13 protein-coding genes and 1 tRNA gene are annotated in these 13,275 nt (G+C 53.4%); 7 read left to right on the top strand and 7 right to left on the bottom strand.

The features are described from left to right. Positions 1-116: 116 nt before the first annotated feature. Positions 117-641 carry a lipocalin family protein gene (locus tag EPYR_RS02560; RefSeq protein ID WP_012666851.1) on the top strand — a complete coding sequence of 175 codons (525 nt, stop codon included), beginning with the start codon at positions 117-119 and terminating at the stop codon, positions 639-641. Positions 642-693: 52 nt separating this feature from the next. On the opposite strand, the gene EPYR_RS02555 is transcribed toward EPYR_RS02560, so the two are convergent. Both EPYR_RS02555 and efp read right to left on the bottom strand, forming a co-directional pair. Next, a complete protein-coding gene (locus EPYR_RS02555; protein ID WP_012666850.1) occupies positions 694-825 on the bottom strand; it encodes an entericidin A/B family lipoprotein in 132 nt (43 codons plus the stop codon). A gap of 214 nt (positions 826-1,039) precedes the next feature. Beyond that, positions 1,040-1,606 (bottom strand): elongation factor P, encoded by a 567-nt coding sequence (gene efp, locus EPYR_RS02550; RefSeq protein ID WP_012666849.1) that lies wholly within the window; start codon positions 1,604-1,606, stop codon positions 1,040-1,042. A 41-nt stretch (positions 1,607-1,647) separates the two neighbouring features. Here efp and epmB point away from each other — a divergent pair, with 41 nt between their 5' ends. Further along, complete coding sequence (gene epmB / locus EPYR_RS02545) at positions 1,648-2,676, top strand: EF-P beta-lysylation protein EpmB (RefSeq protein WP_012666848.1); 1,029 nt, start codon at positions 1,648-1,650, stop codon at positions 2,674-2,676. A 64-nt stretch (positions 2,677-2,740) separates the two neighbouring features. Here the strand turns inward: epmB and EPYR_RS02540 are convergent, their stop codons facing one another. The 4 genes from EPYR_RS02540 to EPYR_RS02525 all read right to left on the bottom strand — a co-directional run bounded on the left by EPYR_RS02540 (position 2,741) and on the right by EPYR_RS02525 (position 5,941). Continuing rightward, positions 2,741-3,085, bottom strand: coding sequence for a DUF4156 domain-containing protein (locus tag EPYR_RS02540; RefSeq protein ID WP_014538509.1), 345 nt, complete (start codon positions 3,083-3,085; stop codon positions 2,741-2,743). 191 nt (positions 3,086-3,276) lie between these two features. Then, positions 3,277-4,926: a chaperonin GroEL gene (gene groL, locus EPYR_RS02535; protein ID WP_012666846.1), complete on the bottom strand. Its 1,650-nt coding sequence runs from the start codon at positions 4,924-4,926 to the stop codon at positions 3,277-3,279. Positions 4,927-4,962: 36 nt separating this feature from the next. Beyond that, a complete protein-coding gene (locus tag EPYR_RS02530; protein ID WP_004160183.1) occupies positions 4,963-5,256 on the bottom strand; it encodes a co-chaperone GroES in 294 nt (97 codons plus the stop codon). 220 nt (positions 5,257-5,476) lie between these two features. Then, positions 5,477-5,941, bottom strand: a complete 465-nt coding sequence (locus EPYR_RS02525; RefSeq protein WP_012666845.1) for an FxsA family protein — start codon at positions 5,939-5,941, stop codon at positions 5,477-5,479. A 367-nt stretch (positions 5,942-6,308) separates the two neighbouring features. Between EPYR_RS02525 and aspA the strand changes: the two genes are divergently transcribed. The 5 genes from aspA (at position 6,309) to EPYR_RS02500 (ending at position 12,011) form a co-directional block, all read left to right on the top strand. Further along, positions 6,309-7,745, top strand: coding sequence for an aspartate ammonia-lyase (aspA, locus tag EPYR_RS02520; protein WP_012666844.1), 1,437 nt, complete (start codon positions 6,309-6,311; stop codon positions 7,743-7,745). A gap of 237 nt (positions 7,746-7,982) precedes the next feature. Continuing rightward, positions 7,983-9,284, top strand: a complete 1,302-nt coding sequence (locus EPYR_RS02515) for an anaerobic C4-dicarboxylate transporter (protein ID WP_012666843.1) — start codon at positions 7,983-7,985, stop codon at positions 9,282-9,284. Positions 9,285-9,491: 207 nt separating this feature from the next. Then, positions 9,492-11,207 carry a protein-disulfide reductase DsbD gene (locus tag EPYR_RS02510; RefSeq protein ID WP_012666842.1) on the top strand — a complete coding sequence of 572 codons (1,716 nt, stop codon included), beginning with the start codon at positions 9,492-9,494 and terminating at the stop codon, positions 11,205-11,207. Between the two features lie 39 nt (positions 11,208-11,246). After that, positions 11,247-11,825: a transcriptional regulator gene (locus EPYR_RS02505; protein ID WP_012666841.1), complete on the top strand. Its 579-nt coding sequence runs from the start codon at positions 11,247-11,249 to the stop codon at positions 11,823-11,825. Positions 11,826-11,935: 110 nt separating this feature from the next. After that, positions 11,936-12,011 (top strand) — tRNA-Phe (locus EPYR_RS02500). A 276-nt stretch (positions 12,012-12,287) separates the two neighbouring features. Here the strand turns inward: EPYR_RS02500 and EPYR_RS02495 are convergent. Continuing rightward, positions 12,288-13,247, bottom strand: coding sequence for a tyrosine-type recombinase/integrase (locus EPYR_RS02495; protein ID WP_012666840.1), 960 nt, complete (start codon positions 13,245-13,247; stop codon positions 12,288-12,290). Between the last annotated feature and the right edge of the window lie 28 nt (positions 13,248-13,275).

Raw genomic sequence — 13,275 nt, 5'->3', positions numbered from 1 at the left:
ACACAATTCACAGCAGAATAATTCCCTCAGTGGCGGCGGCTAAACCGTTCGCGGCAGAGGCAGCGTAGCGCTTTACGTCTATACTGTAATACTTGATTGATAAAGGAATAGTTTCTATGAAGTTGTGGAAAAAGGTCACAGCCATTGTCGGCGCGCTACTTTCCGTCGCCTGTAGCACCACCCCGCCACATGGCGTGACGCCGGTGGCAGATTTTGACAGCAAGCGCTATCTCGGCAGCTGGTATGAAATTGCCCGCTTTAATCATCCCTTTGAACGCGGGCTGGATCATGTCACCGCCAGCTACAGCCAACGCGATGATGGCGGCCTGAAAGTGGTCAATCGAGGCTTTAACCAAAAAAAACAGCGCTGGCAGGAGAGCACGGGTAAAGCTTATTTCACCGGCTCAAGCGATCGCGCAGCGCTGAAAGTCTCTTTCTTTGGGCCATTTTACGCAGGCTATAACGTGATAGCGCTGGATAAAGATTACCAGCATGCGCTGGTTTGTGGGCCAAATCGTGACTATCTGTGGATGTTATCTCGCACGCCGCAGCTGGATGAGCAGGTTAAGCAGGATCTGATTGAAGAGGCGCGTCGGGCCGGATTCACGGTGGATGAGCTGATCTGGATCGATCAACGTTAAGCCTGAAGGAGAGAGAACACAGGCCGGTGAGAAGCACCAGCCTGTCAGCAGACTACTGCGTGCTTCTCTGAATCGCCTTACCGCCTGCCTCAACATCTTCACCCACGCCGCGCGTGGTATTGCAGGCCGTGAGTACAGAGGCGAACACCAGAACAGAAAGCAGAGCAACAATACCTTTCTTCATAGCCTTTTCCTTTTCTTTAGAGTTTAAGCACTGCGTTATAAGCATAGCCACGATCTCTTCGGCTGCCTCACCGGCAACAAGAAAAGGCAATTTTCAGAATAATGAGGCATGTTGATCGAACCCGGGGAAAGCATCTTCAGGCGGGACGGCAATCTAGCGCAACCAGTCTCGTTACGCACAGGGCCTGCAAAAACAGGCCCTGATTCGTTCAGATTTATTTTACGCGGGAAACGTATTCGCCAGAACGGGTATCCACTTTAATCACTTCGCCAATCTGCACAAACAGTGGCACTTTCACTACCGCACCGGTAGAGAGAGTCGCGGGCTTACCGCCGGTACCCGCGGTATCGCCTTTCAGGCCTGGATCGGTATCGGTGATTTCCAGCTCCACGAAGTTCGGTGGCAGAACCTGGATCGGCTTTCCGTTCCACAGGGTGACAATACATTCCGCATTGTCGAGCAGCCATTTCGCCGCGTCGCCCACGGTTTTCGCTTCAACAGGATGCTGTTCGAAGGTTTCCGGGTGCATGAAGTGGTAGAAATCACCGTCGTTGTACAGATAGTTCAGGTTAGTATCAACCACATCTGCGCCTTCAGCGGAGTCGGTAGACTTGAAGGTTTTTTCAACGCGGCTGCCGGTCAGCAGGCGACGCATTTTAACGCGCGCGAAAGCCTGGCCTTTGCCCGGTTTAACAAACTCGCTCGATTCGATAGCGTAAGGTTCGCCTTCGAACATGATTTTAAGACCGGGACGGAAATCGTTGCTAGAATAAGTCGCCATAAAGGCCCTCTACAATTTATTACTGGTACTTAGCCAAAAAAATGGCACACATTGTAACCCTAAATACCCCTGAGCGAGAAGAATGGTTACATCAACTTGCTGATGTAATCACCGATCCTGACGAATTGCTGCAACTTTTGGCGTTGCAACACCATCCTGAGCTGGTTTCAGGCCATGACGCACGGCGTCTTTTCGCCCTGCGCGTGCCCAGGGCGTTCGCGGCACGCATGCGTAAAGGCGATCCGCAAGATCCGCTACTGCTGCAGGTGATCACCTCGCGACAGGAGTTTGTCGATGCACCAGGTTACAGTGCCGATCCGCTCGATGAGCAGAGCAGCGTGGTGCCGGGTCTGTTACATAAATATCGTAATCGTGCGCTGTTGCTGGTCAAAGGCGGCTGCGCCGTCAATTGCCGTTACTGTTTCCGCCGCCATTTTCCCTATCAGGAAAACCAGGGGAACAAGCGCAACTGGCAGCAAGCCCTGGAGTATATCCGACAACAGCCGGAACTGGATGAGATTATTTTTTCCGGCGGCGATCCGCTGATGGCAAAAGATCACGAGCTGGACTGGCTGATCGGGCAGCTTGAGCAGATCCCTCACCTTAAGCGCCTGCGTATTCACAGCCGCCTGCCGGTCGTTATTCCCAAACGTATTACCGAAGCCCTGTGTCAGCGTCTGGCACAGTCGCGGCTGCAAACGCTGATGGTGACCCATATCAACCACGCGCAGGAGATCGATGACGATCTGCGTCACGGTATGCACATGTTAAAACGTGCCGGTGTCACCTTACTTAACCAAAGCGTCCTGTTGCGCGATATCAACGACAGTGCGCCTGCGCTTGCCGCCCTGAGCAACGCGCTGTTTGATGCCGGCATCCTGCCCTACTATCTGCATGTGCTGGATAAAGTGCAGGGCGCGGCGCATTTCTACGTCAGTGACGAGCGCGCACGCGCCATCGTGCGTGAGCTGCTGACGATGGTCTCAGGCTATATGGTGCCGAAACTGGCGCGTGAAATTGGTGGGGAGCCGAGCAAAACGCCGCTGGATTTACAGCTGCGCCAGGAATAGATGCCATGCGGGCGGAACGACGATCCGCCCGCATGGCTGGCCGATAGCCTTTAAATCAGCCCCTTTAAGGGCACTTATAGACCTGCCCGCTCATCTTGCTATCCAACGGTGCGAAGCTGGACCAGAAGTTCTGGGTTGGACTGGTGGCCCCATAAATCACGTTGCCGCCCATTTCCGCCGCACGGTTGCGCAGATCGTTAGCCGCGCCGCGCAGTGAACTTCCTTCACCGCCAGAGCCAGAGAACCAGTTGCTTTGTACGCCGGTCACGTTACCTAACAGCTGGCAGCTGCGAGCCGGCTGCTGGTCAGTAAAGGTCACGCGCCCGCCCGCAGAACTTAGCGTATGAGAAGAGCTACAGCCTGCCAGCAGCAGGGCAGCCACAGAGAGTCCCGGCAAGTTAATCCGCATTTTGATCCCCATATTATTATCATCAGTGTCAGGCCAGGGCATCGATGAAATCATTAAGATTTCCGACCCATCCTTGCCCCTTAACCCGCTTATCAGGTTAGCTTTGCGCCATTACTTATACTATTTCCCCGCCAAAAAGAAAAACCCCCTGCCAAAGGCAGAGGGTTTATTCGGACAGGTGCCTGGGGGGATTACATCATGCCGCCCATGCCGCCCATACCACCCATGCCGCCGCCGCCAGCACCTAAGTCAGGCGCATCGCCTTTAGGCAGGTCGGTTACCATGCATTCGGTGGTGATCATCAGGCCAGCAACAGAGGCCGCGTACTGCAGAGCAGAACGGGTCACTTTAGTTGGGTCAAGGATACCGAAATCGATCATGTTGCCGTACTCTTCGGTCTGTGCGTTGTAGCCGTAGTTACCTTCACCCGCTTTCACGGCATTGGTCACCACAGATGGTTCTTCACCGGCGTTAGAAACGATCTGACGCAGTGGAGATTCCATCGCACGCAGGGCAACTTTGATACCCACGTTCTGGTCTTCGTTCTGACCACGCAGGTCAGCGAGCACTGCCGCAACGCGAACCAGCGCCACGCCACCACCAGCAACCACGCCTTCTTCAACCGCAGCACGGGTCGCGTGCAGGGCATCTTCAACGCGTGCTTTTTTCTCTTTCATTTCAACTTCAGTTGCTGCGCCCACTTTCAGCACGGCTACGCCGCCTGCCAGTTTTGCTACGCGCTCCTGCAGTTTTTCACGGTCGTAATCAGACGTCGCTTCTTCGATCTGCTGGCGGATCTGAGTCACGCGGCCAGAGATAGCCACTTCTTCGCCGGTGCCATCGATGATGGTGGTGGTGTCTTTGTTGATAACAACGCGTTTTGCCTGGCCCATATCTTCCAGAGCCGCTTTTTCCAGCTCCATACCGATCTCTTCAGAGATTACGGTACCACCGGTCAGCACGGCGATATCCTGCAGCATGGCTTTACGGCGGTCGCCAAAGCCAGGTGCTTTAACCGCAGCCACTTTCACGATGCCACGCATGGTGTTCACCACCAGAGTAGCCAGCGCTTCGCCTTCCACATCTTCCGCGATGATCAGCAGTGGTTTACCGGCTTTAGCAACCGCTTCCAGTACTGGCAGCATTTCGCGGATGTTGGAGATTTTTTTGTCAGCCAGCAGGATAAATGGTGATTCCAGCTCTACCGCACCGGTTTCTGGCTTGTTGATGAAGTAAGGAGACAGGTAGCCGCGATCAAACTGCATACCTTCAACCACATCCAGCTCGTCCTGCAGGCCGGTGCCTTCTTCAACGGTGATAACGCCTTCTTTGCCCACTTTTTCCATCGCCTGAGCAATCAGTTCGCCCACGGTTTCATCGGAGTTGGCAGAGATAGTACCTACCTGAGCGATAGCTTTAGAGTCAGAGCAAGGCACGGACAGTTTTTTCAGCTCTTCAACCGCAGCGATAACCGCTTTGTCGATGCCGCGCTTCAGGTCCATTGGATTCATGCCCGCCGCAACGGCTTTCAGACCTTCGTTCACGATGGACTGAGCCAGTACGGTAGCGGTGGTGGTGCCGTCACCGGCTGCATCGTTAGCTTTAGAAGCGACTTCTTTCACCATCTGCGCGCCCATGTTTTCGAACTTGTCTTCCAGTTCGATTTCACGCGCGACGGAAACACCATCTTTCGTAATAGTTGGTGAGCCGAAAGATTTATCCAGCACCACGTTACGGCCTTTCGGGCCGAGGGTCACTTTCACTGCATCTGCCAGTACGTTCACACCGCGCAGCATTTTTACGCGAGCGTCATTACCGAATTTTACGTCTTTAGCTGCCATTTTATCTTTTTCCTTAAATTCGTTACGTTCAGTGAATTACGCTTCAACAATTGCCAGAATGTCGCTTTCTGAGATGATCAGAACTTCTTCGTTGTCGATTTTTTCGGTTTTCGCGCCGTAGCCTTCGCTGAAGATGACCACGTCACCCACTTTCACGTCCAGCGGCTTGACGTCACCGCTTTCCAGGATGCGGCCGTTGCCAACTGCCAGAACCTCGCCACGGGTAGATTTACCCGCTGCAGAACCGGTCAGTACAATGCCGCCAGCAGATTTGGATTCAACTTCTTTACGCTTGACGATCACACGATCGTGCAATGGACGAATTTTCATTGTTAGCTCTCCTTTGAGAAGTCCAATCAGTTTGGGATGAAAGCCGGGCTACATGGGCTACCGGCCTCGTGACGGAAGAGATGCGGCCGTACTGATGGCCTTTCAAGGGGCAGAAGCGATTTTTTTTATTCACTGCGGCATTTGCCGTTTTTTTAGCCACCAGAGCAGGCAGATAGCAAAACGGCGCGACCGTCAGAGGTGCGCGCCGTGCCAGCTGCGGTTATTGATGAGGGGGGTTGCCATCGTCGTGCTCAATCCGCATAACCTCTTTGCGCTCAAATTCACCGTCAACGGTCACTCCGCTGTCGGGACCGGCACCCGGCCCACGCCGCATTTTCAGATGCGGCATCAGCTTAAGCGTCAGATGCTTCTGTACCGGTGGCAGCAGCAGCAGCAGGCCAATAAAGTCGCTAAAGAAACCCGGTAGCAGCAGCAGGAAGCCCGCCAGTACCAGCGACACGCTTTTGGTCATCTCTGCCGCCGGGCTTTCACCCGCATGGAGCTTCTGCTGCATCAACATAAAATTCTTCATCCCCTGGTTCTTCACCAGCGAGATGCCAATGCAGGAGGTGAAAATCACCAGCAGCATCGTCAATAATACCCCGATGACATGGGCAATCTGAATGAAGAGAGAAATCTCAATCCATACCAGGACAAACATAATTAAGAACGGTAACCAGCGCACCGTATTCTCCTGTATCAATGGCCGCCTTGCAGCATACACGACGACATAAAATGAGGTTCGTAACGACCTGTAATATAGAAAATGGGAACGCTAACCCGGATTTTCAACTTAAAATGTTGAAAATCCTTTGGGAACTGCCAATGTTACCCAGACCATGTATCATTGAAGCTGTATGATATGACACAAAATTATGCGATCCGAGTCCAGTCTTTTGCATGACATCGGAATATGATCGTGCTCACCCCGACACAAACAGATAAAATGTCGCAGCAGGCGCTTCAGGTCGCATATTCATGGGATGATGCCTGCTAACACAGCAGTGACGCTGTGATGATTCTATCAGTATCCCCCCTTAAAGAAGGTTCTCATGGTTAATAACATTCGTATCGAAGAAGACCTACTTGGCATGCGCGAAGTTCCTGCGGATGCGTACTACGGTGTTCATACTTTGCGTGCGATTGAAAACTTTTACATCAGCAACAGCAAAATCAGCGATATTCCTGAGTTTGTGCGCGGCATGGTGATGGTGAAAAAGGCAGCCGCGCTGGCGAACAAAGAATTACAAACTATTCCGCGCAACGTGGCCAATGCCATTATCAGCGCCTGTGACGAAGTGCTGAACAACGGCAAGTGTATGGATCAGTTCCCGATCGATGTTTATCAGGGCGGCGCGGGCACTTCAGTGAATATGAACACCAATGAAGTGTTGGCGAATATCGGCCTGGAGATCATGGGCCATCAGAAAGGTGAGTATCAGTTCCTTAACCCGAACGATCACGTCAACAAATGCCAGTCCACCAACGATGCCTATCCTACCGGTTTTCGCATCGCGGTTTACAGCTCCATTCTCAAACTCCTCGACGCTATCGGTCAATTGAGCGAAGGCTTCCAGCGGAAAGCGGTTGAGTTTAATACTATTCTGAAAATGGGCCGTACCCAGCTACAGGACGCGGTGCCGATGACCCTCGGCCAGGAGTTTCATGCCTTTAACGTGCTATTAAATGAAGAGATCCGTAGCATTTTGCGCAACGCTGAACTGCTGCTGGAGGTCAATCTCGGCGCAACGGCAATCGGTACACGCCTCAATACTCCGGATGGCTATCAGCAACTGGCGGTGGCCAAACTGGCGGAAGTCAGCGGCCTGGCCTGTGTTCCAGCTGAAGACTTAATCGAAGCCACTTCCGACTGCGGTGCCTATGTGATGGTACACAGCTCGCTGAAGCGCCTGGCGGTAAAGCTGTCGAAAATTTGTAATGACCTGCGCCTGCTCTCCTCCGGTCCGCGCGCCGGCCTGAACGAAATCAACCTGCCAGAATTGCAGGCCGGTTCTTCGATCATGCCAGCCAAGGTGAACCCGGTAGTGCCGGAAGTGGTCAATCAGGTGTGCTTTAAAGTCATCGGCAACGATATCACCGTGACCATGGCGTCTGAAGCCGGTCAGCTTCAGCTCAACGTGATGGAACCCGTGATCGGCCAGGCGCTGTTCGAATCTATTCACATTCTGACGAACGCCTGCTACAACCTGCTGGAAAAATGCGTCGATGGTATCACCGCCAACAAAGCGGTATGTGAAGCCTACGTGTTTAACTCCATCGGTATCGTCACCTATCTCAACCCGTATATCGGCCACCATAACGGCGATATCGTCGGCAAGATCTGCGCAGAAACGGGTAAGAGCGTGCGTGAAGTGGTGCTGGAACGTGGTCTGCTGACCGAAAGCGAACTGGATGATATCTTCTCAACGCAAAATCTGATGTTCCCGGTGTACAAAGCCAGACGCTACACCGATGAAAACGAACAGTAATGCAGCCATCTGACCATGCCTTATCTCAGCCAGTTATCAGGAAGGTTGTTGGCCGGTAAATCTCTGGCAGGCGCAACGAAAATGATAAAGCGAGAAGGAGCACGCAGAGCCAACGCATTTGCCGCTTAAGGCATGAAGGAGCATGTAAGGCACGTCGGTTCTCACAGCGGCGTGCCTTTTGCTTTTTACAGCCCATAAATGATTAACATCCAGTAAGTAATAAATTAAGGAAACACCATGTTAGTACCAGAATTTCTTGTCGTCTTTGCCGCTATTTATCTGGGTAGCCGGTTGGGAGGGATAGGCATCGGCTTCGCTGGCGGTCTTGGGGTACTGGTATTAACCCTCGGATTTCAGATCTTGCCAGGGGCGATTCCGTTCGATGTCATAGAAATCATTATGGCGGTCATCGCCGCCATTGCCGCTATGCAGGTGGCTGGCGGCATGGATTATCTGGTTAATCTGGCCGAGCGCCTGCTGCGTAAGCATCCGCGTTACATTACCCTGCTCGCTCCACTGGTGACGTATCTGATGTCCCTGCTGGCGGGAACCGGACATACTGCATTCTCCACGCTGCCGGTGATTGCTGAAGTCGCCAAGGAGCAGGGAGTGCGCCCTTCCCGTGCGCTGTCGATTGCCGTGGTTGCATCGCAAATAGCGATCACCGCCTCACCGATATCAGCGGCGGTGGTGTTTATGGCCGGCATCCTTGAGCCAAAAGGGATCAGTTACCTGATGCTGCTGGCGGTCGCTATTCCCGCGACCATGGCGGGTATCTTTATCGCTGCTTTAATCACTAATTTCCTCGGTAAAGAGCTGAAAGACGATGCCTTGTTTCAGGCCCGGCTGGCGAAAGGGGAAGTCACACTGCGCGGGGCCAGCAAGTTCGAGCTAAAACCGGGAGCGAAACGCTCGGTTGTGCTGCTGCTGGCAGGCATTGTCGCCGTAGTAATGTACGCCACCGCGATCGGCGATGCGGTGGGGCTGATCGACAACCCGGTACTGCCACGTAACGAAGCCATCGTGGTGTTTATGCTGACGGTGGCCATGCTGATCTGCTTTAGCTGTAAGATTGATAGCGCAGAGATCCTGAATGCCAGCACTTTCAAATCCGGCATGAGCGCCTGCGTCTGCGTACTGGGCGTGGCATGGCTGGGAGATACCTTTGTCAAAGCCCATATTGGCGATATTCAGCAGGTGGCAGGCAATCTGCTGCATGATTATCCGTGGATGCTGGCAGTTATCCTGTTCTTTGCATCCACCCTGCTTTACTCACAGGCGGCCACCACCAAAGCGCTGATGCCTGCGGCACTGATGCTGGGCGTCTCACCGGTCACCGCCGTCGCGTCATTTGCTGCGGTTTCCGCCCTGTTTGTGCTGCCAACCTATCCAACATTACTCGCGGCGGTCGAGATGGACGATACCGGCTCGACGCGCATTGGCAGCCTGGTGTTTAATCACTCATTCCTGGTGCCCGGCACATTGGCCATCGTCCTGTCGGTGGCGTTTGGTTTCTTGCTGGGAGGGGTTCTGCTGTAGACGTGCCCCTGCGGGCCGATCGCCAGCCGCGATTGGCCCCCGTCATGTCGTTATGGCTCCAATGATTTACCCCCCGGTCCGATCGTTATATCCTGAAAACCCCATACCCGCTCTGCCATGCTATTATCTGCGCTTGCCGCACAAGGAATGGCCAGAATCGTGAAATTCGCCATTACCCGTTTCATATGGAGAGAGCAAATACCCGTCATGGACCAGCGCATTACGCCCTTTATTTTCCTGCTGTTAACCACCCTGTTCAGCCTGAACGCCAGCGCGTCGTTGTTTGGGCAGAACAACTCTGCTCAGTTTGTCACGGCCAACCAAGCCTTTTCATTTGATTTTTCTCAGAAAAATGAGCGCCTACACCTTAGCTGGCAGATTAAACCAGGCTATTACCTTTATCGCCAGCAGATCAAAATTAGCCTGAAAGGTGCAACCCTCGCCCAGTGGAGCCTGCCGGCCGGGCAACCGCACGAAGATGAATTCTACGGCAAAATGGCAGTTTATCCGCACAGTCTGACGCTGCCGTTCACCCTCATTCAGGCTGCTGCCGGCGCACAGCTCACGGTGAGCTATCAGGGGTGCGCCGCCGCCGGGTTTTGCTATCCACCGGAAACGCGTAACGTACCTTTAAACGCGGTTGCCGCGCAGAGTTCATTGGCGAATGCAGCCATGCCAGCCAGCTTAGTGGAGGATAGCAATGAACATTCTCTGCCATTTTCCGCACTGTGGGCGCTGCTGATCGGTATCGGCGTCGCTTTCACTCCCTGCGTACTGCCGATGTATCCGCTGATTTCCGCTATTATCCTCGGCGGCAATCGTCAGTACAGCCTGAGCCGCCTGTTTGCACTTGCCATGCTTTATGTACAGGGGATGGCGCTGACCTATACGCTGATGGGCGTAGTGGTGGCGGCTGCCGGGCTGCGTTTCCAGGCCGCATTGCAGGCACCTGCCGTGCTGATGGTGCTCTCCGCGCTGTTTATCCTGCTGGCGCTGTCGATGTTTGGCCTGTTCAACCTGCAGCTTCCCTCCGCGCTGCAAACCCGTCTGACGCTGTGGAGCAACCGCCAGCAGGGCGGTTCACTGCCCGGCGTATTCCTGATGGGCGCGCTGGCGGGGCTGATCTGCTCGCCCTGCACCACCGCGCCGCTCAGCGCCATCCTGCTGTATATCGCCCAGAGCGGGAACATGCTGACCGGAGCCGGAACCCTGTATCTGTACGCACTTGGGATGGGCCTGCCGCTGATCGCCATTACCCTGTTCGGTAACCGTCTGTTGCCGAAAAACGGCCCGTGGATGCAAACGGTGAAAGAAGGTTTTGGCTTTGTCATTCTCGCCCTGCCGGTATTCCTGTTGGAGCGCGTGGTCGGTGAAAGCTGGGGACTGCGGATGTGGAGCGGGCTGGGCGTGGCGTTCTTCGGCTGGGCCTTTATCAGTAGCCTGAAGAGCAACTGCGGCTGGCTGCGCGTGCTGCAAATTCTGCTGTTAGGTGCCATGTTAATCGCTGCCCGTCCATTACAGGACTGGGCTTTTGGCAACGCCCCTGCCCCACAAGCGGCGGCACCAATCAGCTTTACGCCTGTTACCCATGCTGGGCTGCTTAACCAGCAACTGCAAAGCAGCAACGGCAAAATTACCATGCTCGACCTGTACGCCGACTGGTGCGTGGCCTGCAAAGAGTTTGATAAGTACACCTTCCGTGATGCCCCGGTACGCGCAGCGCTCGCTTCTATGCAGCTGTTACAGGCAGATGTAACAGCGAATAACGCCCGTGACAGCGCCCTGCTTAAGCATCTGAATGTGTTGGGCCTGCCGACCATTCTGTTTTTTGCTGCCGACGGGCACGAAATTCCCGGATCGCGCGTGACGGGTTTTATGAAACCCTCAGATTTCCACGCGCATTTGCAGAAACTGGCGCGGTAAACGACACTAAAACGTTAAATGGTAAATGTGGAGAACCGCGTGCAGCGTGAACAAGTACTTAAACAGGCTCTGAATACCCTGGAGCAGCACGGACTCGCCGCCACCACGTCTCTGGTCATGATGGCGAACGAGCTGGGATATAGTGAACAGCAACTGCAACGTTTCTGGTCAGACCGCGATGCGCTGCTGTACGACGCACTGCGTTATCATGGTCAGCAGATTGACACCTGGCGGCACAAGCTGCTGCTGGATGACAGCCTGAATGCCGAACAGAAACTGCTGGCCCGCTATCAGGTACTGGCGGAAGCGGTAAACAATCAGCGTTATCCCGGCTGTCTGTTTATTGCCGCCTGTAGTTTCTATCCACAGCCTGATCACCCCATTCATGAGGTCGCAGAGCTGCAAAAGCAGGCGTCATGGCAATTTTCCCACGCCCTGCTCTGCGAGCTGGAAACAGACAACCCGCCACTGGTCGCGCATCAGATGGAGCTGATTCTGGAAGGTTGCCTGTCGCGCCTGCTGGTGAAACGTAACGTGCAGGAGGTGGAGAACGCTCGCCGCCTGGCGGAAGACATAGTGAGTAATGCCCTGTGCCGTAAGAACGGTGCACTAAGCTGAACAGCTTTTATTCCATGCGGATAAAAAGCAGTCAGCCGAGCGGGTTTTAGCACTTTTTTATGACAAACCCGTTGACGCCGAACGGCCTTTACGGTTTAATGCGCCCCGTTGCCCGGATAGCTCAGTCGGTAGAGCAGGGGATTGAAAATCCCCGTGTCCTTGGTTCGATTCCGAGTCCGGGCACCATCTTCAGAGCCTGTTCGTTAAGAGATTAAACTCCTGACGGGCATGTAAAATGGTCCCCAACTTGATGATGGTACTTTGCTTACCACACCACAGTTAAACACGGGACTGAAAAGTCCGGAGGATGTTAGTGCATCCTCCGGGTTTTTCACATCCATTAAAAACCTTTCATGAACGTATTTACCCTCTCCTTCTCTCAGTGTCAATATTTTGTAAAGCTTTCCTCTTCTTTTTTTCCATTTTTATAAACAAACGCTTAGATCTGACTTGAGATTTTCCTTAGGACGCATCGAGCTGTTCCAGCACGAACCTCACCTTTTCAATATCACTCTCGACATATTGCAGCGTAACGGCCGGTGTGGAGTGCCCTAACAGATCCTGCGCCATCTTGAGGTTCCGGTCGGGTAAGCTCATCAGGTTCGTGGCAATCGTGTGTCTGAAACGATGCGGGCTTACCACAAATCCGCACTCATTAGAAAGACGCCTGAAAAAGGCGCGTAAAGGCGGATGATCCATATTCTCGCTGGTTTCTTTCCTGCGTCCGTCAAAGCGTGAGATATTAAATAACTGATCGGCCATCTTTGCCCCCCGCCCGACTGACTGGTCATAAAGCCTTTCCAGTCGTGGTCGCAGGTGTGTTGTGATGGGCACACGGTGCTCACGATGGTTTTTTGCCCCTTCCGGGCGAAGGCTGATCCAGTTGTGTTCGAAATTAACGTCACAGAGGCGTATATGCAGCAACTGATTCTGCCTCATCCCGGTCCGGCGTAATATGTCCACAACCGTCATCCAGAACCAGGCAGGCCTTAGCGCATTCTTACATGCGCCAACCCTACCCGTCCGCTCTTCAGCCTCTCGTGCCTCCATAAGCAGGTATATTTTTTTAATCTGTGCATCGTTGAGAGTTTTCTTGCGTTTGACATCTGGCCGGACAACGGTGCCATTAAACGGATTTTCCCTTTGAGAGATGTGCCCCTGCGTAATAGCATGGTTAAAAATGGCGCGCATATGTGTCAGCTTATTATTCCATGTAATTTTAGTGAGTCCGTCTTCAATAATGACCTTGCGTCGCCACTGCAGAACCAGTTTTTTATCTACTTCTTCAGGCACTACTTCATTACCTGTAAAGCTGATGAAAGACTTAACCACTTTTCTATAGCTCCACTCTGTCGCAGGACGCAGAGACTTACTGAAAAAATAGTCAATCAATACATCATCAAACGTCATCACATCAGCCATAAATCCCTCGTTTTTTTCACTAATGCCT

It is taken from the genome of Erwinia pyrifoliae DSM 12163, from assembly GCF_000026985.1.
Taxonomy (GTDB): domain Bacteria; phylum Pseudomonadota; class Gammaproteobacteria; order Enterobacterales; family Enterobacteriaceae; genus Erwinia; species Erwinia pyrifoliae.
This window is presented reverse-complemented; position numbering and strand designations above follow the sequence as displayed.

Bases quoted from the DNA above. Each gene is read 5' to 3' on its own strand.
- efp (WP_012666849.1), bottom strand. From the start codon at position 1,606: ATGGCGACTTATTCTAGCAACGATTTCCGTCCCGGTCTTAAAATCATG.
- EPYR_RS02560 (WP_012666851.1), top strand. From the start codon at position 117: ATGAAGTTGTGGAAAAAGGTCACAGCCATTGTCGGCGCGCTACTTTCC.
- aspA (WP_012666844.1), top strand. From the start codon at position 6,309: ATGGTTAATAACATTCGTATCGAAGAAGACCTACTTGGCATGCGCGAA.
- EPYR_RS02495 (WP_012666840.1), bottom strand. From the start codon at position 13,247: ATGGCTGATGTGATGACGTTTGATGATGTATTGATTGACTATTTTTTC.
- EPYR_RS02540 (WP_014538509.1), bottom strand. From the start codon at position 3,085: ATGCGGATTAACTTGCCGGGACTCTCTGTGGCTGCCCTGCTGCTGGCA.
- EPYR_RS02530 (WP_004160183.1), bottom strand. From the start codon at position 5,256: ATGAAAATTCGTCCATTGCACGATCGTGTGATCGTCAAGCGTAAAGAA.
- groL (WP_012666846.1), bottom strand. From the start codon at position 4,926: ATGGCAGCTAAAGACGTAAAATTCGGTAATGACGCTCGCGTAAAAATG.
- EPYR_RS02510 (WP_012666842.1), top strand. From the start codon at position 9,492: ATGGACCAGCGCATTACGCCCTTTATTTTCCTGCTGTTAACCACCCTG.
- EPYR_RS02515 (WP_012666843.1), top strand. From the start codon at position 7,983: ATGTTAGTACCAGAATTTCTTGTCGTCTTTGCCGCTATTTATCTGGGT.
- EPYR_RS02555 (WP_012666850.1), bottom strand. From the start codon at position 825: ATGAAGAAAGGTATTGTTGCTCTGCTTTCTGTTCTGGTGTTCGCCTCT.
- epmB (WP_012666848.1), top strand. From the start codon at position 1,648: ATGGCACACATTGTAACCCTAAATACCCCTGAGCGAGAAGAATGGTTA.